The organism is Pseudomonas putida (assembly GCF_001636055.1).
GTDB lineage: Bacteria > Pseudomonadota > Gammaproteobacteria > Pseudomonadales > Pseudomonadaceae > Aquipseudomonas > Aquipseudomonas machongensis.
In genome coordinates, this window is the sequence record NZ_CP011789.1 from 3349452 (window position 1) to 3371488 (window position 22037).

Annotated in this window: 22 protein-coding genes and 1 pseudogene; 17 read left to right on the plus strand and 6 right to left on the minus strand. The window is 59.1% G+C overall.

What is annotated here, in order from left to right:
- The first annotated feature begins 222 nt into the window (after positions 1–222).
- From qatB to AB688_RS14910, 7 genes are all read left to right on the plus strand, one after another.
- On the plus strand, positions 223–768 hold the full coding sequence (qatB, locus tag AB688_RS14880) for a Qat anti-phage system associated protein QatB (protein WP_063544933.1): 546 nt from the start codon (positions 223–225) through the stop codon (positions 766–768).
- A complete protein-coding gene (gene qatC, locus AB688_RS14885) occupies positions 765–2141 on the plus strand; it encodes a Qat anti-phage system QueC-like protein QatC (protein ID WP_063544934.1) in 1377 nt (458 codons plus the stop codon). Before qatB ends, qatC begins: the two co-directional genes overlap by 4 nt.
- The gene (gene qatD, locus AB688_RS14890; RefSeq protein WP_063544935.1) at positions 2138–2905 is read left to right on the plus strand and encodes a Qat anti-phage system TatD family nuclease QatD; all 768 of its coding nucleotides are present in this window, start codon (positions 2138–2140) and stop codon (positions 2903–2905) included. Before qatC ends, qatD begins: the two co-directional genes overlap by 4 nt.
- A gap of 235 nt (positions 2906–3140) precedes the next feature.
- Entirely contained in the window at positions 3141–4739 is a 1599-nt protein-coding gene (locus AB688_RS14895; protein ID WP_063544936.1) for an ATP-dependent nuclease, read from the plus strand.
- Positions 4732–5802: a UvrD-helicase domain-containing protein gene (locus AB688_RS14900; RefSeq protein WP_063544937.1), complete on the plus strand. Its 1071-nt coding sequence runs from the start codon at positions 4732–4734 to the stop codon at positions 5800–5802. Before AB688_RS14895 ends, AB688_RS14900 begins: the two co-directional genes overlap by 8 nt.
- 121 nt (positions 5803–5923) lie before the next feature.
- Positions 5924–6301 carry a DUF2513 domain-containing protein gene (locus AB688_RS14905; protein WP_027915574.1) on the plus strand — a complete coding sequence of 126 codons (378 nt, stop codon included), beginning with the start codon at positions 5924–5926 and terminating at the stop codon, positions 6299–6301.
- Between the two features lie 144 nt (positions 6302–6445).
- The gene (locus AB688_RS14910) at positions 6446–7078 is read left to right on the plus strand and encodes a hypothetical protein (RefSeq protein ID WP_027915575.1); all 633 of its coding nucleotides are present in this window, start codon (positions 6446–6448) and stop codon (positions 7076–7078) included.
- Between the two features lie 137 nt (positions 7079–7215).
- On the opposite strand, the pseudogene AB688_RS26325 reads toward AB688_RS14910, so the two are convergent.
- Both AB688_RS26325 and AB688_RS14915 read right to left on the minus strand, forming a co-directional pair.
- Positions 7216–8492 (minus strand): annotated as a pseudogene (locus AB688_RS26325) (site-specific integrase).
- A 120-nt stretch (positions 8493–8612) separates the two neighbouring features.
- Positions 8613–8888, minus strand: coding sequence for a helix-turn-helix domain-containing protein (locus tag AB688_RS14915; RefSeq protein ID WP_027915576.1), 276 nt, complete (start codon positions 8886–8888; stop codon positions 8613–8615).
- A gap of 91 nt (positions 8889–8979) precedes the next feature.
- Between AB688_RS14915 and AB688_RS14920 the strand changes: the two genes are divergently transcribed.
- From AB688_RS14920 to AB688_RS14930, 3 genes are all read left to right on the plus strand, one after another.
- A complete protein-coding gene (locus AB688_RS14920) occupies positions 8980–9507 on the plus strand; it encodes a hypothetical protein (RefSeq protein WP_141400918.1) in 528 nt (175 codons plus the stop codon).
- On the plus strand, positions 9500–9835 hold the full coding sequence (locus AB688_RS14925) for a hypothetical protein (RefSeq protein WP_050587348.1): 336 nt from the start codon (positions 9500–9502) through the stop codon (positions 9833–9835). Before AB688_RS14920 ends, AB688_RS14925 begins: the two co-directional genes overlap by 8 nt.
- 822 nt (positions 9836–10657) lie before the next feature.
- The gene (locus AB688_RS14930) at positions 10658–11272 is read left to right on the plus strand and encodes a class I SAM-dependent DNA methyltransferase (RefSeq protein WP_063546723.1); all 615 of its coding nucleotides are present in this window, start codon (positions 10658–10660) and stop codon (positions 11270–11272) included.
- Between the two features lie 128 nt (positions 11273–11400).
- On the opposite strand, the gene AB688_RS27040 is transcribed toward AB688_RS14930, so the two are convergent.
- A complete protein-coding gene (locus tag AB688_RS27040) occupies positions 11401–11733 on the minus strand; it encodes a hypothetical protein (RefSeq protein ID WP_196759861.1) in 333 nt (110 codons plus the stop codon).
- Positions 11734–11750: 17 nt separating this feature from the next.
- Complete coding sequence (locus tag AB688_RS14940; protein ID WP_063544939.1) at positions 11751–12662, minus strand: LysR family transcriptional regulator; 912 nt, start codon at positions 12660–12662, stop codon at positions 11751–11753.
- A gap of 119 nt (positions 12663–12781) precedes the next feature.
- On the opposite strand from AB688_RS14940, the gene AB688_RS14945 reads away from it, so the two are divergent.
- Positions 12782–13636, plus strand: coding sequence for an NmrA family NAD(P)-binding protein (locus tag AB688_RS14945; protein WP_063544940.1), 855 nt, complete (start codon positions 12782–12784; stop codon positions 13634–13636).
- A 113-nt stretch (positions 13637–13749) separates the two neighbouring features.
- Here AB688_RS14945 and paaX read toward each other — a convergent pair whose 3' ends face one another.
- Positions 13750–14673 carry a phenylacetic acid degradation operon negative regulatory protein PaaX gene (gene paaX / locus AB688_RS14950; RefSeq protein WP_196759862.1) on the minus strand — a complete coding sequence of 308 codons (924 nt, stop codon included), beginning with the start codon at positions 14671–14673 and terminating at the stop codon, positions 13750–13752.
- A 77-nt stretch (positions 14674–14750) separates the two neighbouring features.
- Complete coding sequence (gene paaY / locus AB688_RS14955) at positions 14751–15350, minus strand: phenylacetic acid degradation protein PaaY (protein WP_063544942.1); 600 nt, start codon at positions 15348–15350, stop codon at positions 14751–14753.
- Positions 15351–15655: 305 nt separating this feature from the next.
- Between paaY and paaF the strand changes: the two genes are divergently transcribed.
- From paaF to paaK, 6 genes are all read left to right on the plus strand, one after another.
- Complete coding sequence (gene paaF, locus AB688_RS14960) at positions 15656–16429, plus strand: 2,3-dehydroadipyl-CoA hydratase PaaF (protein ID WP_063544943.1); 774 nt, start codon at positions 15656–15658, stop codon at positions 16427–16429.
- 37 nt (positions 16430–16466) lie between these two features.
- Positions 16467–17258 (plus strand): 2-(1,2-epoxy-1,2-dihydrophenyl)acetyl-CoA isomerase PaaG, encoded by a 792-nt coding sequence (gene paaG / locus AB688_RS14965; protein WP_063544944.1) that lies wholly within the window; start codon positions 16467–16469, stop codon positions 17256–17258.
- Between the two features lies 1 nt (position 17259).
- The gene (gene paaH / locus AB688_RS14970) at positions 17260–18777 is read left to right on the plus strand and encodes a 3-hydroxyacyl-CoA dehydrogenase PaaH (RefSeq protein ID WP_063544945.1); all 1518 of its coding nucleotides are present in this window, start codon (positions 17260–17262) and stop codon (positions 18775–18777) included.
- A complete protein-coding gene (paaI, locus tag AB688_RS14975; protein ID WP_063544946.1) occupies positions 18770–19225 on the plus strand; it encodes a hydroxyphenylacetyl-CoA thioesterase PaaI in 456 nt (151 codons plus the stop codon). Before paaH ends, paaI begins: the two co-directional genes overlap by 8 nt.
- Complete coding sequence (pcaF, locus tag AB688_RS14980; protein ID WP_063544947.1) at positions 19218–20438, plus strand: 3-oxoadipyl-CoA thiolase; 1221 nt, start codon at positions 19218–19220, stop codon at positions 20436–20438. Before paaI ends, pcaF begins: the two co-directional genes overlap by 8 nt.
- Positions 20439–20549: 111 nt before the next feature.
- A complete protein-coding gene (paaK, locus tag AB688_RS14985; RefSeq protein ID WP_063544948.1) occupies positions 20550–21869 on the plus strand; it encodes a phenylacetate--CoA ligase PaaK in 1320 nt (439 codons plus the stop codon).
- Positions 21870–22037: the final 168 nt, after the last annotated feature.

Genomic DNA, 22037 nt, shown 5'->3' on the forward strand with positions numbered 1-22037 from the left:
AACGGGCCAGGCCCGTCAAATCCATCGCAACCTGGTGCTATGCCATCTCAGCCGGGCTCCGCGCCATCAGCGCCAGTGAACAATGACGGCACTGGCTCCCTTCGCGGGGCGCGCAGTAGCTTCACCCGATTTGCCCGCACTGGCAGCCCTAGCGACCTTGGCAATGCGTTGTCTTCCTATGTGCGCAAAGGCGTTGGAGGATCTTCCAGAGGCGCGCGTCGCATGGGAACGTCCCGTGCTACTGCCGCCAAGCTGCTCAGCATCTTCGGAGATGTTCAGCGGAACGGGGCAGCTGAAACGCTGCGACGCTTGCAGCTCACCGTTGCCCCAGGGCAACCGGCCTCCCAGGTGCTGCTCACGCTACTTGAGTTCATTTGCCCGCCTGGAGGGGCGATCGACGAAGGTGTTGCGCGCCAGGCAGCGCTAAAGACAATCGCCGAACTGGACGAGGCAAGCAACGGTAGCTTCGATGACATGACCCAAGCTGATCGACAGAATTTCTTCCTCGACTTCGTAGCGAATTCGATTGAGAGCATGATCATGGCGGATTTGGGCGGCAGGGGGATCACCATGCCAGATGATGTGGACGCAGTTGAGCGCATTCAATCTCAACTGAGCTCCTTTATCATGGGTTGTACACGAGGCCAGCTCGCTAACCGACTGGAGCAATGGCCGGCCCCCACAGACCAAGAGGTCAATCAGGTGACCAGTGCGATCTATGAGGCGGCATTCGATCTGATCGCCACTGCAGCGGAGGGATTAGAATGAGGCACCACAGCATTATTTGCCGGCTTGGCCAAACTGACGACCAAGAGCTGGAGTTGCTGGCGCCAGGCAGTGTCATCACCAATATTCAGTTCTTGGATGGAATTGGGAGACTGCAGTTTGGAATCGGGCAAGCCGTTGAGCAGTTGGCTGGTCTTGGTCTAAGCCCAGGAGAAACTGCCGTCGATCTTGCACTCCTGGCAGCGACCCTCACCGCAGCAGATACGAGGATCTCACGGGACACCGAATCGGAGAATGCCTGGACGAGAGAGATTGATCTCTACATCCCCGTCGCGGATCCCGTTCTTTGGGCAGCAACGTCCGACTTGCTGGCCTCGACATTGAAATTCCTCACTGGTGATCGTTGGCGCTTGGCCTTCCGCGAGCGTCCCACAGATATCGAGGAGCTTTCCCCCATCCCTGATAGCTTGAGAACAGATGAGTCTGACAGCGTATGCCTGTTCTCCGGGGGGATGGACAGCTTTATCGGCGCGATCAACCTGCTAAGTAATGGCGGCAAGCCGTTACTTGTTAGTCATTACTGGGACACTAACAGCACCAGCACCTATCAAAACGACTGTCGGGCAGTGCTGCAGGAGAGGTTTTCCGAGACCGCGATTAATCACGTACAGGCCCGTGTAGGCTTCCCGCATGACCTCGTGGAAGGTGGTGGTAGCGAGGACACGCTGCGAGCGCGCTCATTCCTGTTTTTCGCTCTGGCGGCCATGGCCGCGGAAGCGATCGGCGACTCGATCACCATCCATGTTCCTGAAAATGGCTTGATCTCTCTGAACGTCCCGCTGGATCCGCGGCGCCTAGGTGCATGTAGCACTCGTACGACCCACCCATACTACATGGCGCGGGTAAATGAGCTGTTTGGGCGCCTGGGGCTGAGCACAAGGTTGTTTAACATGTTCAGCTATCTTACCAAGGGGCAAATGGCAGAACAGTGCACAGACCCTGCATTCCTGGCGGATCATGTGCATCTCACAATGTCGTGCTCATCACCCGGAAAGGCGAGGTACCATCCCGACCCCGCGAATCGATCACCCAAGCATTGTGGGTTCTGCGTCCCCTGCATCATCCGGCGGGCTGCAATTCACCGCGGTTGTGGGCCGGATCAGACGCGGTATGTCATTCCGGATCTGCATGCTCAATCTCTGGACACGAACAAGTCTGATGGCGAACATGTGCGATCTTTCCAGTTGGCCATAGCGCGCCTCAAACGTGCGCCCCAGCGCGCAAAGTTCGCCATTCACGAGCCCGGGCCGTTGATCGACCACCCTGATAGCCTGGATAACTTTGAACAGGTCTATCGAGAGGGCTTGCTAGAAGTGGACGATTACCTTGAGGGTGTGACCGCCGTACCACTATGAAGTCGCAGAATAGATCAACTCCGAGGTGGGTGGACTTCCACTGCCATCTTGACCTCTATCCCGATCATGAGCGTCTCATCGTGGAATGCGATCGGGCTGAGGTGGCCACCTTGGCCGTGACCACAACACCGAAAGCATGGCAGCGCAATCGAGAGCTTGCGGCCTCGGCTCGGCATGTCCGGGTGGCCTTGGGCTTACATCCTCAACTAGTGGCAGAGCGCGAATCTGAGCTACCACTACTGGAACGCCTGCTTGAGGAAACTCGATACGTCGGAGAGGTGGGGCTTGATGCCGGACCCCAGTTCTATCGAAGCTTCGAGGCCCAGGAGAGGGTGTTTAAGAGAGTGCTCGAGGCTTGCTCGGAGCAGGGCGGGAAAATCCTCTCTGTCCACAGCGTGCGCAGCGTGGGTAAGGTGCTGTCCTATATTGAACGCTTACTTCCAGCCGACCGGGGAACAGTGGTGCTCCACTGGTTCACTGGCTCTCCGAGCGAAGCCAGCAGGGCCGTGGAGCTTGGATGCTATTTTTCGATCAACATTCAGATGTTGAACTCCGCCAAGCATCGTAAGCTTGTCGCCTCACTCCCGTCAGACCGGCTTCTCACCGAGACCGATGGCCCGTTCGTGCAAAACGAGGGACGACCAGCCAGGCCTGCTATTGATATCCCAAAAACGGTAGAGGCGCTGGCGCTGCTTCGACATCAATCTTCAGAGCAAACTGCCGCCCAAATCATCAATAATCTTCGTGATTTGGTAAGAAAGTAGTGTGAGATTGAATGTCTTGCTACGCAGCGTACTGGGCTACGACTCTGGTTTACATTCTGTGTTCACTCTTCACTCTTCACCGAACTGGGTGGCGTCCTTAAGCGCAGCGGCTAAAGCCTCGTGGACATCAGCGAGACGTGCGCCCTAGCGCGCCCGCTGGCGCCATCGACAAACCGCGGTACACTCTTCCTATTCGCCCGCCCACTGGACGGGATTCCTTTAGCAAGGAAAGACGATGATCACGAAGATCAAGGTGAAAGGGTACAGAATCCATCGGGACTTTGAGCTGGAGCCTAACAGAAGGATCAACCTGCTTGTTGGTGGAAACGAGGCGGGTAAATCCTCGTTGATGGAGGCTATCGCCTTGGCGATGACGGGGCGTATGGGGGGAAGACCTGCAGCAGAAGAGCTCAATCCCTACTGGTTCAACACAGCGATAGTCTCGGAGTTTTTGGACAATCTACTTATTGGAGATGCGGCTTGGCCCACAATCGAAATTGAGCTGTTCTTGGAAAACCGACCTGACCTCCAAGCGTTGTGTGGAGTGCATAACAGCGCAATTCCTGCACAGGCTTGCCCTGGCGTGGTGTTCCGGGTCGCACCCAATCCTGAGTACGATGCAGAACTTCAAGCGTGGACGGAAAATCCGTCCATGCTGCTCCCTGTGGAGTATTACAAGATCGAGTGGCGCCATTTCGGCGATTCGGAGCTCACCCGGCGCCCTAGAGATCTCTCCATTGCGATCATCGACTCGCGTACGATCAGGACGTTTGGTGGCGTCGACTACCACCTTCGACAGATATTGAATGACCACTTGGAACCCTCTGAAAAGGCCTTGATCTCCCTGGATTACAGGCGGGCCAAAGCAGCTATGTCAGATGGGGCCTTAGCGGCGCTTAATCAGCGACTGGGGCAATTGGAGGCGTCGCTCGACCAACAACCCCTCAAGGTGGCCATGGATCAGACAACCAGGACATCGTGGGAGTCGGCTGTCGCACCGCACATAGACAATGTGCCGTTCTCGATGGCTGGGCAAGGCCAGCAGGCCACCATCAAAATCTCTCTGGCAATGGGCCGACATGCCGATCGCACCAGGGTGGTGATGATCGAGGAGCCGGAAAACCACCTTTCCCACACCAGCATGGTCAAGCTTTTGAACCGCATTGAGCGGCTCGCAGGGGAAGAACAGCAGTTGTTCATCAGCACTCACAGCACCTACGTGCTCAATAGGCTGGGGCTAGATTCTCTGATGCTGATCAATCGGGATGCAGTCACAACGATCACGGGGCTAACTCCGGAAACCGTGGGGTATTACAAGAAGCTTCCGGGCTACGATACGCTTCGGATGGCGCTCGCGGACAAACTGGTTCTCGTCGAGGGGCCGTCCGACGAGATCATTTTTGAGCGGATCTTCCATGATCGCTATCAGATGACACCGATGGCATGTGGCATTGATGTCCTCAGCATGCGCAGCCTCTCACTGGCCCGATGCCTCGAGCTCTGCTCCCGACTCGGCAAGAGGGTTGCAGTTTTGAGGGACAACGACGGCCAGGATCCCGCAGCACTTCGAGAAGACGTTGAGGAGTGGCTTGATGGAGAGCACAGAGAGCTCTTCATCGGCGATGTGGATCACGGGTACACACTGGAACCTCAACTTATTCATCACAATGGAGAGGCTGCACTCCGGGATATTCTGGGTATTCGGACTGACGCTCGCGTCGAAGTGTGGATGACCAGAGAGAAAACAGAGGCCGCCATTCGAATCGCTGAAAGTAGGCAGCGTATTGTCGCACCGACGTACATGGCAGCAGCGGCAGCCTTTATCCATGGCTAACCATCTAACCCTCGCCGTTGCGGGATCTCGCAAAACTCAGGGCCTGGTTGAGCATTGCGCCGCATTGGCGCCTACTCGTCGAGTATTGGTTGTGACGTACACCCAGCGAAATCAACACGAGCTTTCAGAACGCCTGGCGAAAGCAATTGGTCTACAGACCAATGTGGAAGTGATGGGGTGGTTCACACTACTCATTCGGCATTTTGCTCGGCCTTTCCTGCCCTTTGTCTTCCCAGGTCGACGCGTACAAGGCTTCGACTATGAAGGGCTCCCCAACCGCTTCGCAACGGGCGAAGAACGTTTTTTTAACCCCTCTGGTGCGTTGTATGCGGCTGAGCTCGGCAAACTAGCCAACCTTCTTGTGGAGCAAAGCAACGGTGCTCTGTTCTACAGATTGGAGAGCCTATACGACGAAATCCTAGTGGATGAGGTTCAAGATCTCAGCGGCTGGGACTGGGAGCTTTTAGAGAAACTGTTCACGTCCCGTATCGACATCCGGATGGTTGGCGATATTCGGCAATCAGTGCTATCGACAAGCCCTCGAAGCCGGAAGAACAAGCAATATGCCTACGCCAAGGCCCTAGCGTGGTTCCTCAGCAAGCAGAGACGAGGAGAGCTCGAGATTCAATTTCGAAACACGACGTGGCGCTGTACACCTGGTATTGCGAGCTTCTCAGACACCATCTTCAATCCCGTGTGGGGCTTCCCTAGAACGGAGTCACTCAACGAGGTTACGACTGATCATGACGGTGTATTTCTGCTCGCCAAGCGTAACGTTCATGCATATGTGGAGAGATTTAACCCTCAGTGTCTACGCGTGAACGTAAGGTCGGGCACTGCGTTCGACCTGAATTACATCAACTTCAAGGTCGCCAAGGGTGCAACCTACGAGCGCGTGCTGATCATCGCAACAGGCCCAATCGCAACTTTTCTGCAGCGAGGTAAGTCGCTTGACCCTGGCCCAGCGGCGACGTTTTACGTGGCGGTAACCCGGGCACAGCAGAGCGTCGCTATTGTGCTTGATAAGCCAGGACAATCCATTATTCCTTACTGGGAACCGTGACTAACGCTCATTACATCGTGCATGCCAAGACCAGTGGAGAGGCATTGCGCATTTACGATGCCATCCGATTTAGAATGCCAGCTGTTCACAACCAGGAAAAAGGAGACGGGGGAACGATTCCTTGAGATTAGATAAAGAATTGATTCGTCAGATTCTGCTTGCAGTGGAAGAGAGCGACCAGACACCTGATTCGTGGATTGATCTTGAGTTCGATGATCAGACCCATAGCGTAGTTTCCTATCACGTCATGTTACTGCATGAGGCTGGCTTATTGGCTGCAAAGGATCTGTCCGCGATGGATGACTTCGACTGGCGCCCCCAGCGCCTGACCATCAGAGGGCACGAATACTTAGACACGATTCGGGACACCGAGGTGTGGCGCCTCACCAAAGCTGGCGCTGAGAAAGCCGGAGGGGTGAGTTTGGCAGTGATGCTGGAAATCGGAAAAGCGTACGGGAAGCAAGTGCTGAGGGAGCGGCTTGGCCTGGACATCGCATGAGCGCGCTAGCCTGGACTGTTGAATTGAGCCACTCAATAATGGGATTCCAGAAACACCAGTACGTACCCCATCGTGAGGGTTTGTGAAGTCTTGGAGTTTCCATTAGGGTTGCAGATGGAATCAGGCTCTCATCGAGACACCACTATGTACCTTGCTACTAAAGCGCTCCCTGAACTGCCGGAGCTGCTCACACGCACTGCCGGTAATTCTGCGTTTTACGCCGGCCTTACTCGGGTCGACGGGATCAGCGATATCGGTGAAACCGCGGGCTACAGTGCTCAGCCTGGCTACCGTTTGATACGCGTCGACCATCGGCCGCATGAAGGCAGTGCCAACGATTTCGAGATCGCTTTGGTAGACGATGCCGAGGCTTCCGTGGCTTTTTACACCAAAGTCACACTGCTCAGCGCTCCTGAAGTCAGTAGCCGATACCTTGCGAGACATCGGGTCTGGCGATCGGCAAGTACGCGTCATTCTCTAGCGCTTTCCGAAATTTCGCGAACTGTGCTTTTCGGCTACATCCTCCCGCGCTATGACCTGCTATTAGGCGAGGACGCGATCACAGGCGATGGGAAATTCTACTGGCATCGGCAGATGTCTCGTGCACTGCAGCTGGGCTTTCACGTTTACGTATATGATCAGACGACGCAGGCGCTTCGGTCGATTCCAGCGGACTGCGAGCTAAGTTCTCTGCAGGACCAGATTTGGTCAAGCTCCCGCCGGGAACCTTTGCAGGGTTTCATTTCAACCGGTCCACTTAATCAGTTGGAGTGCTAGCAAAATACTCATCTTGAGCACAAGCATAGCCGTAGCCGTAGCCGTAGCCGTAGCCGTAGCCGTAGCCGTAACCGTAACCGGTGCTCGGTTGCGACGACCTGAGGCAAGCAGTTCGAGTTTGATTAATGACCGATCGGCTATTTTCGAATTTTAAGCCCTTTCATAGACGAAGCTCGCTGCTCATCCAGGCTATTGTAATAAATATTCTGGGTAGTACTTAGGCTGTTGTGCCTAAGGTCTGCCTGCAAGTCCTTCATATCTCGCAAAGGCGCATCGAAAGTAGCGGATGTATGACGAAGCCAGTGTAGTGATGCCGAGCGAAGTTGATCAATTTCATCGTCGCTCCAGCCTTCCTCCTGCATTCGTTTTAGTGCACGGACAAACACTACTTGAAGCAAAGATCGGATGTAGCGATCAGACAGGCCGCCGCGACCATTTAGCGTTCCAATTAGGGGGCAAACGTCTTGAGGTGAGGGCAGGGGAGAAAGTCCTAAATAGCGGCGATATCGAGTTAAGTAACAATCAACATAGTCATCGCGCACGCTAATTCGGGCTGCTTTATTTCCCTTTCCGACAACATGAAACCACCAGTTGCCAACAGTATCTCAGCGCAGGTCACCCATTGAGGGGCGCCAGTTTTCTCTGCCGAATAAATCAGAGATCCTGAGATACATCGAAAAGATAGTTGCCACAATAAATAAAGTGCGTTCGTGTCTCGGATCCTCCGCAGCCATCTGCTCTGCACAGTCGATAACGAAACTCCACTGAAGCTCTGTAAGCGATTGTGCGGAAACGTCCAATACCGCACGTTGTTTATGATGGACTTTTGTTTTATTGCGCGGAAAGGATTCGACTCGGTCAAGCCTTCGTCCATCGCATGCTGAAAAAAACTACCACCTGCGCAATCGATCCTTGCGCCATCTGGTAGGGGCGAATTGGAAGGTCTTTCGACGACTCTACAGCGATTTTACGATCTCGTTTGCTAGCCGTACTACTGAACGGCCTCCAGTCTTTGTTCACAACATAATCATCTGACTCAAGTCGTTTTCGCCCCCCAGACGAACAATCTCGATTTCACTACTGGTCCTACCCATTCTGCTGGAGGCTGTAGGCAAAACTCCATGAACATTTCAGCATCTACACGACGAATATCAAGAATGGATTTTTTCGCTATGATCTGGGACCAGAGCAAGAGACGCTCGACATGTGTGCGAAACGAGTTGAATGTCGTCTGGTTGCCGGCATATGAGCGTAAAAAACTTCGCACCACAAGGTAGCTCTCTAAGGCCTTACAATCAGGAGCGAATCGTTTCAGATAATCAAGAACCAATGGTAGTTCCTGATGCACCCCGAGAAAACTGAGTTGGTTAAATTTCCCAAAGGTATCAAAAAGATGTTGTGGATCTACGCGCATGGGCTACTCAGACGAGGTTGCAGATCTATCAAGGATGCTTTCGAATGAGGTGCTATGCAATATCCGGGTCTGACAGTTATCGGATATTGCGTGCGTAGAGGCCTTTGCTTTGCCATCGGTTCACTGCCGATGTAGGTCTTGACGGATTCGGGAGAACAGCATTTCGATGTCGGGCTCATTATCGATCAGCAAAAAGGCCTCTGCAAGTAGGGATAGCGGGTGCACGTCCATACGTGTCGCCAGCTCGACCAGCTTATCGAGGGTGGGGCTCTTGAGGCCGCGCTCAAGAGAGCTTACATAGGTACGGCTGCTGACATCGCCAAAATCCTCCTGGGTCAGGCCTCGGCTAGTCCTAGTTTTGCGTAGCGCTTGAGCGAGGGCTGTTTTGAGCTCCATTTGCGTATTTGATCCACAAAAGGAATGATGAAGCCTCTTTGAATCCTATAGTGCTACAATCTATAGTGTTCATTTTCGTTGGGAGAGAGCTATGACGACCTTGCGAGTAAACCCTGAAAGCTTCTCAGAAGTAGCATCCCTAGGGGCAGGATCCACATTTCTAATCGTTTGCGTGCTGGACCTTTTGGAAGAAAAAGAGATTATTGACATCAGGATTTTTGAAACGGGCCAGAGCACATTGGACTTCTTGAACGAGCTCGACAGGCCCAATGCCACTAGAGGCGTGGTAGGTCTTCAACTCGCATTGCCGCCGCGGTTGAGTCCTAACCAAAAGTGGACGGTAGAGCCTGTTGTCGACTTCGCAAGGGTTATATTGGCGCAGCCCGAGAGAACCTTAGATTCGTATGCTTACCGTATTGCGAGTGGGCGCTATTATGTTGATGGTAATGAAATACCTCTCAAGGTTGTGAGGAGCGAGAGAAGCATTTACCAAGCATCAAATGCTAATTCGAGCGATCCAGTACTGAGTGCATACCAAGCCTGGATTGCGAGGATATTAGGCGAACTGATCAATGAGCAGTTCAACATGCAGCAGAGGACGGAAGCAAGTCGTGGCTGATACAACCGGGAGTGAGTCGTTTCAGGCTTGTTTGTCAGCGCTGTCACTATTGATGTCTTGGGGCGCTGAAGAGCAAGTCGCACATAGTATAATCGGCATGCCCGATTGTGCCGCTCAAGAGATCAAGCTCCGCCTAAGCGTTATTTTTGAGATGAATAGCTACTTGAACAAGATTTTTGAGAATCCTAAGAATATCGCAGGTTTTATGTCCATGAAAAATGACAACGATTATTTTGAGGGAAGCACTCCGCTGGAGAAAATAAGCGATGGAACCTATGCATCCCTACGAGAATGCGCAAAGCGCCTTCAGGCGCTGAGTATGGGCTAGCTCCCCAGAGGCCCTGAACCAAAAGTACTTGAGTTCCACGGTGGAACTTTTTCGTATCAAGGTCAGCGCCTAGCTTTTCATGCAGAACTAGGCCTGAAGGAGGGTTGAGCCTAGTAGTGCCAGGTTCGCTGAAGACTAGCCACATCTGCTCCGCGCTGTGCCTCTAAAACAGGTTATCTTTTTTCAAAATATTTATCTTCTTTGAGGGCTCCGCAGAGCGGACCTAGGGGCTGTGAATCCATCCTTTTAAAAATACTGGCGGTAGTGTGTCGCTATCGAGAGCGGCGACGGAGCATTTCAAGCAACTGATGTGCGGTAATTATTCTTTTTTAGGAGTATTTATCCTTTTTGCGGATCCCTAACAGCCACGTAGTTACCCCCAGACAATCGGTCGGGAGAGTGATCAGATCAACCCTTAAAAAAATTATTCTTTTTAAGGTTTTACTTTTTTAAGGATAGGCAATATGGCGTTTATAGCGCTGGAGTGGCACGCGTCCTATTTTTTTTACGGACCGATTGCGATTCGTAGAGTTTGCCTAGGGGAGAAGATTCAGGATAACTCATTGATTATTCTGGTTTATTGTTTTTAAGGGCCGATTACTTTTTTTAGGGCATCCTGACATTAGCTTTTCGCATGTTTAGTTCTGAGCGCTTGGGATTGGACACTGATCGAGATCAACTCCCACAATACTCAATTTAACATAATATACATTATGCGTATTTCTGTATTTCCCATACGAGCCACACCCAAGGTACATTCGACTCTCAGCAAGCCCCTCATGAGCCTTCACCCTTCAAAGCCGATCAAGGATGCTCCAGTTCATGTCTCACCATCCATCCGCAGATCAGATCATCAGTCTCTACGACCGCCACGCCGCTACGTGGAACGATCTGCGCGTCAACCATTTCATCGACCGCAAATGGATCGAACGCTTCCGTTCATTGCTACCGCCGTCTGCGACCGTTCTGGATCTGGGCTGCGGCTCCGGCCAACCCGTGGCACGTTATCTGATCGACGCCGGCGCGTCTGTCATCGGTGTAGATTCGTCTGAGCAGATGCTCGCACTGTGCAGCGCGCAATTTCCAACGCAGGAATGGATTCACGCGGACATGCGCACATTGGCGCTCGATCGCCATTTCGCGGCCATCCTGGCCTGGAACAGCTTTTTTCATCTCAAGCCCGACGATCAGCGCAAGATGTTCCCGGTATTTCAGCGTCATGCCGCACCTGGAGCGTTGCTGATGTTCACCAGTGGGCCTTCTCATGGCGAAGCCTTGGGCGTTTTCGAGGGTGAAACGCTGTACCATGCGAGCCTCGACCCTCAGGAATACACGGCACTGCTCGCCAACCACGATTTTGAGTTGCTGGAGCACATCGCAGAGGACGCGGAATGCGGTGGCCAGACGGTTTGGCTTGGGCGTCGCCTGTCTGAGTAATAGGTATCTAAATTATAGCTACGCTAAATAGTTATTTAGTTGAGTTATGCTTGCCACGCATTATGTCCGCCCCCAGATCCCTCGCCGACAGCACGCAAGCCGACAAGCTCAGGCGCTACCGAGCAGCTTCAAGGCTTTCCGGCCAGCGCCGCACTCACCGCATTGACGAATACCGCCTGCTCGTCATACAGCGAACTGGGCGACTCGGCATTTTTCCAGGTCGACCACTGCACCACCACCAGGCGCTCCTGCGGATTGATCGCAATGCTCTGGCCGAATATTCCCAGCGCCCAGAAGGTCTGCCCGCCCTGTGCCGTGGTAGCAGGCACCGCCTTGGCCGCCGACGCGGGGTCGATGAGGCGGTCGCACTGGAAAGCTACCCGTTGCTCACCCCTCCCCACCCTCCAGGCGACGATGCCCTGTGGTTCATGGGATGGCTCGCCGAGGCGCTGCACGCGCACGTAGCTACGCCCTGCCCTCACCCTTGAGGTGCATTGAGCAACTCCAGGACGAAGTCGAGAAATGCGCGAACCTTGGCCGGCGGGTGATGCCGCGAAGGGTACAGTGCATACAGCGGAAAACGCTCGTCCGGCCAGTCGTCGAACAGCTCGACCAGGCGGCCCTCGGCCAGTAGCAGCTCGCTACCCAAAGCCATCACCTGCGCAACTCCGTAGCCGGCAAGGCAGGTGCTGTGCAGACTGCCCACATCGTTGACCAGCAATTGCCCGCGCGTGTCCACGGTCAGGCGCTCGGCACCTCGGTGAAACTCCCAGGCAAAAGGCTGACCACTCTGCGGATCGCGGAACTGGATGCAGCGATGTTCGCTGAGGGCCTGCGGCTGTGCCGGGCGGCCAAAACGCTTGAGGTAGGCCGGTGCCGCCGCGGTCAGGATACGAGTGTCCAGCAGCTTGCGCGCCACCAGGCTTGACGTGCGGGGCTCGCCGAAACGCACGGCCAAGTCGAAACCTTCGGCGACCATGTCGCCCAGGCGATCGCGAGTGATCAGTTCCAGGTTCAGTTGTGGGTGCGCCTCGAGAAACCCGCCCAGGCGCGGCCCAAGTATCAGGCGAGCGAAAAACGGATCGACATTGACCCGCAGCCGCCCCCTGACCACCGCTGCCCCCTCGGTCACCGAGCTGGCCGCCTCGTCCAGCGCTGCCAGCAACGGCACCACCTGTTCGTACAGGCGGCGCCCCTCGTCGGTCAGGGTGACCGAGCGTGTGGTGCGGTCAAACAGGCGAATCCCCAGGCGTTTCTCCAGGCGCGCCAACGCCCGGCTGACACCCGGCTGGGACATGTCCATCACCTCGCCAGCGGCGGCAAAGCTGCCACTGTCGACGATGGCGACGAACACACTCATGCCGCTGAGGCTGCGCTCATCAAAACTCATATTGATGCCAATCAGTCATTATTGAAATGAGCTTCATGTTATCGATTAATCAATCGACGCACCACAGACTGGCTCCCGAACGCGGCGCTGTGCCGCCTCCCACTCAGGAGTTACCTACCATGTACGTTATCACTGGCATCACCGGCCAAGTCGCCAGCGCCCTGGCGCGCAACCTGTTGGCCGCAGGCAAGGAGGTGCGCGCTGTGGTGCGCGATGCCGCCAAGGGCGAAACCTGGCAGGCCCAGGGGTGCAGCGTCGCGGTAGCCGACATGCAGGACCGTGTCGCCCTGACCCGGGCGTTCCACGGCGCCACCGCTGTGTTCGTGTTGCTGCCGCCGAACTTCGACCCTCGCCCTGATTTCCCCGAAACCCGCGCGATACTCGCCAACCTGCACGCGGCACTGCTGGCCAGCCACCCGGAACGCGTTGTGTGCCTGTCCACCGTTGGCGCGCAGGCCAGCCACCCTAACCTGCTATCGCAGCTGGGTGAAATGGAACATGTGCTGGGGCAGCTGCCCATGCCGGTAACGTTTCTGCGCGCTGCCTGGTTCATGGAGAACAGCCTGTGGGACATTGCCCCCGCTCGGGAACATGGCGTCCTGTACAGCTTCCTGCAACCGCTGGACAAGCCCGTGCACATGGTCGCCACGGCCGATGTCGGGCGCGTTGCGGCGCAGTTGCTGCAGGAGCCTTGGGAGGGCGTGCGGGTGGTGGAGCTGACCGGCCCTCAAGCGATCTCGCCGCTGCAGCTCGCTGCCACGCTTGGCCAGGTGCTCGGGCGTGAAGTGAAGGCGCAAGCAGTCCCGCGCGATAGCTGGGAGGCACTATTCCTTGAGCAAGGGATGGAGAATCCGGTACCGCGCATGCAAATGCTCGATGGCTTCAATGCGGGCTGGATCGACTTTGAAGGGACGCCGCGCCAGGCGCGCACCGATCTGCAGACGGTATTGGCGGGGTTGGTCGAGCGGAGTTGAGCACGACTCTTTGGCTGGCGCGCCCTGCAGGGCGCTTCAGCTTTCAGGGGTGGCCACAGAAGTATGGTCAACCTCAATCGCCATAACATACCGTGATGCGTACCACGTATGTTTCAGCTCAAACCACCAAATCGACGGTAGAAACTCTCGCTGGCATCCGGCAGCGGTCCGTCCGCCGTCTCCAGCATGTCATTGAGCCAGGCTTCAGCCTTGGGCGACACCAGGCGATAGAGGTTGCGGCACAACTGGCGCGCCGCACGGCCCTCCCAGTCGCCGGGCAGCAGTTCATCGGGCAACTGCGGATCGCGCAGCAGCAAACGCCGGTATTCGTGGATCAGCAAGGTGCGCGCCAGGAAGCAATCCTGCGCCTCCAGCGTTTCCTGTTCGCGCAGTGCCTGCCACAGCGGACGGAACAGGCGAATGAACTCGCTGTAATGCTGGCCCAGCTCGTCGATCCCCCAGCTCTCCCTGACCTGCGCGCGCATGGCCTTGGAGGCGAGAATTTCCTGGGCATGGGTCTCGAAGACGATACTGTCTTCCTCGGCCTCCAGCTCGCGCAGGGTCGCCGCCAGATCCGCACGATCAGCACGCGGGCAACCCATCACGTTAGGGGCGATGGCTCCGAAGCCTTGCCACTCCAGCTCTTCACGTACCGACTTGCGCTTGGCAACGTCCAACTGCGAGAGCAGCACCAGCGTCCAGGCGCCGTCCCAGGCTGGCAGGATGGCACTGTAGACCCGTTTGAATGCCTTCTCGAAACGCCGTCGGCCGGTGCCGGTCAGGCTGTAGTAGCTACGGCGACCGACCTTTTCAGCGGTCAGCCAGCCTTCTTTGGTCAGGCGGAAGATCGACGTGCGAATCAGTCGCTCGTTGATGCCGAAGGGCTCCAGCAAACCGATCAGGCTACCCAGCCACACCGTGCCACCGTGGGGCTCGACGGCATCGCCATACAGCGTGATGATCAGCGAGCTGGCGCGGATTGGCGTCTGCTCCTGGAAGCGGGTGATCAGGTGGTTCAGGGGTGCGAGGCTGCTCATGGGGGAACTGGGCGCGGAGAAAGCCCCGACTATACCTTTACCCCGCCCCGCCTGGCCATGGCGCGACACGGCAATACTCATGCGCCATGCCCCGTCTTCGGCCGCAGGCCGGTATCGCCCATGCGCGGGCGTGCGGGCTCGACCGCACTCAGCGGTGAACACTCCACCATCGACGCCATGCAGCGTCTGGCGAGCGCCTGGTACTCCTGCGTGCCGCGCTGCTTCCAGGCGACTTCCTCATCGCTCAGCGTACGCTTGGCCTGGGCCGGCGAGCCCACCACCAGGCTCTGCGCCTCGCAGGTGAACCCCGCCTTGACGAATGCCGTGGCCGCCACGATGCAGCGTGGCGCGATGTGCGCACCATCCATCACCACCGCATTCATGCCCACAAGCGCATCCGCCCCTACTCGGCACCCGTGCAGCACCGCGCCATGCCCAACATGACCGTTGCGCTCGATGACCGTGTCACCGCCCGGAAAGCCATGCATCACGCAGGTGTCCTGCAGATTGGCGCCCTCCTCCAGGACGATGCGCCCAAAGTCGCCCCGCAACGCCGCGAGAGGTCCGACATAACAGCCGGGGCCGACGATCACATCGCCGATCAGCACGGCACTGGGGTGGACGTAGGCGGTGGGATGGACCACTGGGGTCAAGCCGTCGAGGCGATAGCAGGGCATGGGAGTGACTCAATGTGATTCATGATGTTCACGGATCATGTATCACTTCAAATAGATCAGTCAATTTTGAAATTGCTGTATCGCTTTTTTTGAATCGTTCTTCTCATCGAATGGCAGCTCGGAACCTATGCGAGGAAGGGGTTTCGGCGATTCCGGGGATCAGCAGTCAACGTTTAGATACATCATATTAATTTTGATGTTGATATTTCGTATCGCTTTGCGCCTATACTTGCGCCACCACTGCAACCGACTCCAAGAACTGGCCGGCCTTGACCGGCGCCAAACGTGCAGCCTGAGGTACCACCATGCCAAGCAACCTCGTTGTGCAGGCCCAGGCGGACGGTGTCCGCCTGATCACCCTGCACCGCCCGCAAGCCCTCAACGCCCTGAATACCGAGCTTCTGGCAGAGCTCGCCGACGAACTCGACGCTGCCGCCCATGACGAGCACACCCGTGCGGTGGTGATCACCGGCAATCGCAAGGCCTTTGCTGCAGGCGCGGACATCAACGAGATGGCCGAGCGCGACCTGGTCGGCATCCTCAACGATCCCCGTGTCGCCCACTGGCAGCGCATCGCCGCTTTTCCCAAGCCTCTGATCGCCGCCGTCAACGGTTTCGCCCTCGGCGGCGGCTGCGAGCTGGTGATGTGCGCCGATATCGTTATCGCCGGGTCCGACGCACGCTTCGGCCAGCCAGAGATCAACCTCGGCATCATTCCCGGCGCCGGTGGCACCCAGCGCCTGCTTCGCGCAGTCGGCAAGCCACTGGCGATGCAGCTGGTGCTCACCGGCGAAACCCTCGATGCCCGCCATGCCCTGCAGGCCGGGCTGATCAGCGAAATGACCCAGCCCGAATTGACCGTTGAACGCGCCCTGCAGGTGGCGTGCAGCATCGCGCAAAAGGCGCCGCTGGCCGTGCGCCTGGCCAAAGAGGCGCTACTCAAGGCCCAGGATACCGACCTTGCCAGCGGCCTGCGCTTCGAGCGACATGCCTTCACCCTGCTGGCCGGCACGGCCGACCGCCAGGAGGGCATCCGCGCTTTCCAGGAAAAACGCTCGGCCAGTTTCATCGGCCGCTGACCCACTCGATTCCACCGACTGACGGAGCGCGCTTGCCATGAGCTTCCAGCACATCCTGTTTTCCATCGAGGACGGCATCGCCCTCCTCTCGCTCAACCGCCCCGAGCAACTCAACAGCTTCAACACCGCCATGCACCAGGAGGTGCGCGAGGCTCTCAAGCAGGTACGCCAGAGCGAACAGGTGCGGGTCCTGCTGCTGACCGGCGAAGGCCGCGGTTTCTGCGCCGGCCAGGACCTCTCCGACCGCAACGTTGCGCCAGGTGCCGAGCGGCCCGACCTGGGCCTTTCGATCGAGCAGTTCTACAACCCGCTGATCCGTAGCCTGCGCGACTTGCCGATGCCGGTGATCTGTGCGGTCAACGGCGTGGCTGCCGGCGCCGGGGCCAATATTCCCCTGGCTTGCGACCTGGTGCTGGCCGCCCGCTCGGCCAGCTTCATCCAGGCGTTCTGCCGCATCGGGCTGATCCCGGACTCTGGCGGCACCTGGCTGCTGCCACGCCTGGTCGGCATGGCCCGCGCGAAAGCCCTGGCCATGCTGGGCGAGCGCCTGAGCGCCGAACAGGCCGAGCAATGGGGGCTGATTCATCGCGCGGTCGACGACGCCGAGTTGCGCGACGAAGCACTGCGCCTGGCCCGACACCTGGCCGCTCAACCCACCTATGGCCTGGCGCTGATCAAGCGCAGCCTCAACGCAAGCTTCGACAACAGTTTCGACCAGCAGCTGACGCTCGAGCGCGACCTGCAACGCCTGGCCGGGCGCAGCGACGACTACCGCGAAGGCGTCAGCGCGTTCATGGAAAAGCGTACGCCCGTGTTCAAGGGGTGCTGAGATGAGTGCCCTGCACATTGAAGCTCAGGTTGCGGTGATCGGCGCTGGCGCCATGGGGGCCGGCATTGCCCAAGTTGCAGCCCAGGCCGGGCATGCGGTCCGGCTTTATGACAATCGCCCGGGCGCCGCAGCGCAGGCCATCGACGGCATCGCCCGGCAATTGGCGCGCCTGGTGGACAAAGGCAAGCTGAACGCCTGCGAGCGCGAGTCGACCGTCGCCCGCCTGCAGCCTGCCGAGTCGCTCGAGGCCCTGGCCGATGCGACGCTGGTGATCGAGGCGATCGTGGAAGACCTCGATATCAAGCAGCAACTGCTGCGTCAGCTTGAAGCCCTCTGCGCTGAAACCTGCATCCTCGCCAGCAATACGTCGTCGTTGTCGATTACCCGCCTGGCAGCGGGGCTGGCCCGACCCGAGCGCGTGATCGGCATGCATTTCTTCAATCCTGCCCCCTTGATGGCGTTGGTCGAGGTCGTGTCGGGGCTTGCAACCGAACCGGCGGTGGCCGATACGCTGTACGACACCGCCAAGGCCTGGGGCAAGCAGCCCGTGCATGCACGCTCCACCCCCGGTTTCATCGTCAACCGCGTGGCCCGTCCGTTCTATGCCGAGAGCCTGCGCCTGCTGCAGGAAGGTGCCGCCGATTGCGCCAGCCTCGATGCGCTGTTGCGCGAGGCTGGCGGGTTCCGCATGGGCGCGTTCGAACTCACCGATCTGATCGGCCATGACGTCAACTACGCCGTCACCTGTTCGGTGTTCGACGCCTATTACGGGGATTTGCGCTTCCAGCCCTCGCAGGTACAAAAGGAAATGGTGGCCGCCGGGCGCCTGGGGCGCAAGAGCGGCCAAGGTTTCTACGACTACCGCGAAGGCGCCGAACGCCCGCAGCCTGCCGAATTGCGCAGCTCTGCCGAAGTTACACGCTGCGTGGTCGAGGGCGACCTCGGTGTCATGCAGCCGCTGCTGCAGCGCCTGAGCGCCAGCGGCGTCGAACTGACCCAACGCGCCGGCCAGGGCTTGTTGCGCATTGGCGATGCCACCCTGGCCCTGTCCGACGGTCGCCTGGCCAGCCAGCGCGCCCGCGACGACGGCCTGCAGAACCTGGTCCTGATCGACCTTGCCCTGGATTACAGCAGCGCGACACGCATCGCGATTACCTGGGCCAGGAACACCACGATCGAAGCCCGCGATCAGGCTGTCGCGCTGCTCCAGCGTGCCGGTTTCAACGTCAGCGCCCTGGCCGACCTGCCGGGCCTGGCCGTGCTGCGCACGGTGGCCATGCTCGCCAACGAAGCCGCCGATGCCGTGCTGCAAGGTGTCGCGTCGGCGGCCGACATCGACCTGGCCATGTGCGCCGGGGTCAATTATCCGTTGGGGCCGCTGGCCTGGGCCGAACGCATCGGCCTTGCCCACACGTTGCACACCCTCGAACACCTGCAGCAGGCCTACGGCGAAGAACGCTATCGCCCTTCCCTGCTGCTGCGCCGCACCCATGCCGAAGGAGGCCGCCTGCATGACTGACACACCTCGCACGCCCGAAGCGCTGGCCCGCGCCTGTGCCGACGCCATGTACGCCCGTGACCGGGCCACTCAAGGCATGGGCATCGAACTGCTCGAGGCCGGCCCCGGCAGCGCTGCCGTGCGCATGACCGTACGCGCCGACATGATCCAGGGCCACGGCACCTGCCACGGCGGCTTTCTCTTCGCCCTGGCCGATTCGGCGTTCGCCTTTGCCTGCAACAGCCACGACGAGGCCACTGTGGCCCTGGGCTGCAGCATCGATTATGTGGCCCCGGCGCTGCTCGGCGACCAGTTGACCGCCACCGCCCACGAGCTGGTGCGCAAGAGCCGCACTGGCCTCTACGACGTGCGCCTGGAAAACCAGCGTGGCGAGCTGGTGGCGCTGTTCCATGGCAAGTCCTACAAGTTGCGCGGCAGCGTGCTGACGCAGGAGACGCAAGATGACTGAACCGACCCTCAACGACGCCCTGATCATCGACGCCGTGCGCACGCCCATCGGCCGCTACGGCGGCGCCCTGAGCAGCGTGCGTGCCGACGACCTGGCGGCGATCCCGATCAAGGCCTTGATCGCCCGCCACCCGACACTGGACTGGCACGCCATCGACGATGTGATCCTCGGCTGCGCCAACCAGGCCGGCGAAGACAATCGCAACGTTGCGCATATGGCCACGCTGCTGGCCGGGCTGCCTGTCGAGGTGCCGGGCACCACCCTCAACCGCCTGTGCGGCTCCGGCCTGGACGCCATCGGCAACGCCGCCCGCGCCCTGCGCTGTGGCGAGGCCGGGCTGATGCTGGCCGGCGGCGTCGAATCCATGTCCCGCGCGCCGTTCGTCATCGGCAAGGCCGAACAGGCCTTCGGCCGCAGTGCGGAACTGTTCGACACCACCATCGGCTGGCGCTTCGTCAATCCCCTGATGAAAGCCCAATACGGCATCGACTCGATGCCCGAGACCGCCGAGAACGTCGCCGAGCAGTTCGGCATCTCGCGCGCCGACCAGGATGCCTTTGCCTTGCGCAGCCAGCACAAGGCCGCTGCCGCCCAGGCCAATGGCCGCCTGGCGCGGGAAATCGTCCCGGTCGAGATCGCCCAGCGCAAGGGCCCGCCCAAGCTGGTCGAGCAGGACGAACACCCGCGTGGCGACACCACCCTGGAGCAGCTGGCGCGCCTTGGCACGCCGTTTCGCGAAGGTGGCAGCGTCACTGCCGGCAACGCGTCGGGGGTCAACGACGGTGCGTGCGCACTGTTGCTGGCCAGCAGCAGCGCAGCCCGCCGCCACGGCCTGCAGGCCCGCGGGCGAATCGTCGGCATGGCCGCAGCAGGTGTCGCGCCGCGCATCATGGGCATCGGCCCGGTGCCTGCGACGCGCAAGGTGCTGGAGCTGACCGGTCTTGCCCTGGCCGACATGGACGTGATCGAGCTCAACGAAGCTTTCGCGGCCCAAGGGCTGGCAGTGCTGCGCGAGCTGGGTGTTGCCGACGACGATCCACGGGTCAATCCCAACGGTGGCGCCATCGCCCTGGGGCATCCGCTGGGCATGAGCGGCGCGCGGCTGGTCACCACCGCGCTGCACGAGCTGGAGCTGACCGGCGGCCGCTACGCGCTGTGCACCATGTGCATCGGCGTCGGCCAGGGCATCGCCATGGTGATCGAGCGCCTTTGAGGCACTTCGACCAACGGACCGCGACCCACGCTGCAACGGGCAGTATGCTGCCCACCATGACACTCACGGCCCCTCGACGGGCCGGCGTACAAGAACAACTCGAGTGAAGCCATGAACATGTACCACGATGCCGAACGCGCCCTGCTTGACCCCATGGAAACTGCCAGTGTCGATGCGCTGCGCCAGCACCAGCTCGAACGTCTGCGCTGGAGCCTGCGCCACGCCTACGACAAGGTGGCACTGTACCGTCAGCGCTTCGACGCCTGCGGCGCCCACCCGGACGACCTGAAGTCGCTCGAGGACCTGTCGCGCTTCCCCTTCACCGGCAAGAGCGACCTGCGCGACAACTACCCCTACGGCATGTTTGCCGTCCCCCAGGAAGAAGTGGTACGCCTGCACGCCTCCAGCGGCACCACGGGCAAGCCAACGGTGGTCGGGTATACCCAAAACGACATCAACACCTGGGCCAACGTGGTCGCCCGCTCGATCCGCGCCGCAGGTGGACGCAAGGGCGACAAGGTGCATGTTTCCTATGGCTACGGCCTCTTCACCGGTGGCCTGGGCGCTCACTATGGCGCCGAGCGTCTGGGCTGCACGGTGATCCCCATGTCCGGCGGTCAGACCGAGAAGCAGGTGCAACTGATCCGCGACTTCCAGCCCGACATCATCATGGTCACGCCCTCGTACATGCTCAACCTGGCCGATGAGATCGAGCGCCAGGGCATCGACCCCAACGACCTCAAGCTGCGCCTGGGCATCTTCGGTGCCGAGCCCTGGACCGACGAGCTGCGCCGCTCCATCGAGCAACGCCTGGGCATCAACGCCCTGGACATCTATGGCCTGTCGGAAATCATGGGGCCAGGCGTGGCCATGGAGTGCATCGAGACCAAGGACGGCCCGACCATCTGGGAAGACCATTTCTACCCCGAGATCATCGACCCGGTGTCCGGCGAGGTCCTGCCGGACGGGCAACTGGGCGAGCTGGTGTTCACCTCGCTGAGCAAGGAGGCGCTGCCGATGGTGCGCTACCGCACCCGCGACCTGACCCGTCTGCTGCCCGGCACGGCACGGCCGATGCGGCGCATTGGCAAGATCACCGGGCGCAGCGACGACATGCTGATCATCCGCGGGGTCAACGTGTTCCCTACGCAGATCGAAGAGCAGGTGCTGAAAATAAAACAGCTTTCCGAGCTTTACGAGATCCATCTGTATCGCAATGGCAATCTCGACAGCGTGGAAGTGCACGTGGAGTTGCGCGCCGACAGCCAGTACCTGGACGACGCTACGCGCAAGGCGCTTGTGGGTGAGCTGAGCAAGCAGATCAAGACCTACATCGGCATCAGCACGCAGATTCGCCTGCAGCCCTGCGGAACGCTGAAGCGCTCAGAGGGCAAGGCTTGCCACGTCTACGACAAACGGTTGGCCAGCTGACTTTCGATTCGGCTGCCTTTTTCTGCCCCGGCCTGGTCCGGGGCTTTTTTTGCGCCGGATTTGCCGGCCCTATCGCGGGACGAGCCCGCTCCCACAGGCGGCTCGCTGATCTTGGAGTCAGTGGGAGCGGGCTCGTCCCGCGATAGGGGCGCAACGTGATACACAATT

Excerpts from the sequence above, each read along its gene's own strand:
- paaF (WP_063544943.1), top strand. The coding sequence starts at position 15,656 with ATGCCAAGCAACCTCGTTGTGCAGGCCCAGGCGGACGGTGTCCGCCTG.
- AB688_RS14895 (WP_063544936.1), top strand. The coding sequence starts at position 3,141 with ATGATCACGAAGATCAAGGTGAAAGGGTACAGAATCCATCGGGACTTT.
- paaK (WP_063544948.1), top strand. The coding sequence starts at position 20,550 with ATGAACATGTACCACGATGCCGAACGCGCCCTGCTTGACCCCATGGAA.
- AB688_RS14920 (WP_141400918.1), top strand. The coding sequence starts at position 8,980 with ATGACGACCTTGCGAGTAAACCCTGAAAGCTTCTCAGAAGTAGCATCC.
- paaG (WP_063544944.1), top strand. The coding sequence starts at position 16,467 with ATGAGCTTCCAGCACATCCTGTTTTCCATCGAGGACGGCATCGCCCTC.
- qatB (WP_063544933.1), top strand. The coding sequence starts at position 223 with ATGGGAACGTCCCGTGCTACTGCCGCCAAGCTGCTCAGCATCTTCGGA.
- pcaF (WP_063544947.1), top strand. The coding sequence starts at position 19,218 with ATGACTGAACCGACCCTCAACGACGCCCTGATCATCGACGCCGTGCGC.
- paaI (WP_063544946.1), top strand. The coding sequence starts at position 18,770 with ATGACTGACACACCTCGCACGCCCGAAGCGCTGGCCCGCGCCTGTGCC.
- qatD (WP_063544935.1), top strand. The coding sequence starts at position 2,138 with ATGAAGTCGCAGAATAGATCAACTCCGAGGTGGGTGGACTTCCACTGC.
- paaY (WP_063544942.1), bottom strand. The coding sequence starts at position 15,350 with ATGCCCTGCTATCGCCTCGACGGCTTGACCCCAGTGGTCCATCCCACC.
- AB688_RS14910 (WP_027915575.1), top strand. The coding sequence starts at position 6,446 with ATGTACCTTGCTACTAAAGCGCTCCCTGAACTGCCGGAGCTGCTCACA.
- AB688_RS14930 (WP_063546723.1), top strand. The coding sequence starts at position 10,658 with ATGTCTCACCATCCATCCGCAGATCAGATCATCAGTCTCTACGACCGC.
- AB688_RS14945 (WP_063544940.1), top strand. The coding sequence starts at position 12,782 with ATGTACGTTATCACTGGCATCACCGGCCAAGTCGCCAGCGCCCTGGCG.
- paaX (WP_196759862.1), bottom strand. The coding sequence starts at position 14,673 with ATGAGCAGCCTCGCACCCCTGAACCACCTGATCACCCGCTTCCAGGAG.
- qatC (WP_063544934.1), top strand. The coding sequence starts at position 765 with ATGAGGCACCACAGCATTATTTGCCGGCTTGGCCAAACTGACGACCAA.
- AB688_RS14940 (WP_063544939.1), bottom strand. The coding sequence starts at position 12,662 with ATGAGTTTTGATGAGCGCAGCCTCAGCGGCATGAGTGTGTTCGTCGCC.
- AB688_RS14900 (WP_063544937.1), top strand. The coding sequence starts at position 4,732 with ATGGCTAACCATCTAACCCTCGCCGTTGCGGGATCTCGCAAAACTCAG.
- AB688_RS14915 (WP_027915576.1), bottom strand. The coding sequence starts at position 8,888 with ATGGAGCTCAAAACAGCCCTCGCTCAAGCGCTACGCAAAACTAGGACT.
- paaH (WP_063544945.1), top strand. The coding sequence starts at position 17,260 with ATGAGTGCCCTGCACATTGAAGCTCAGGTTGCGGTGATCGGCGCTGGC.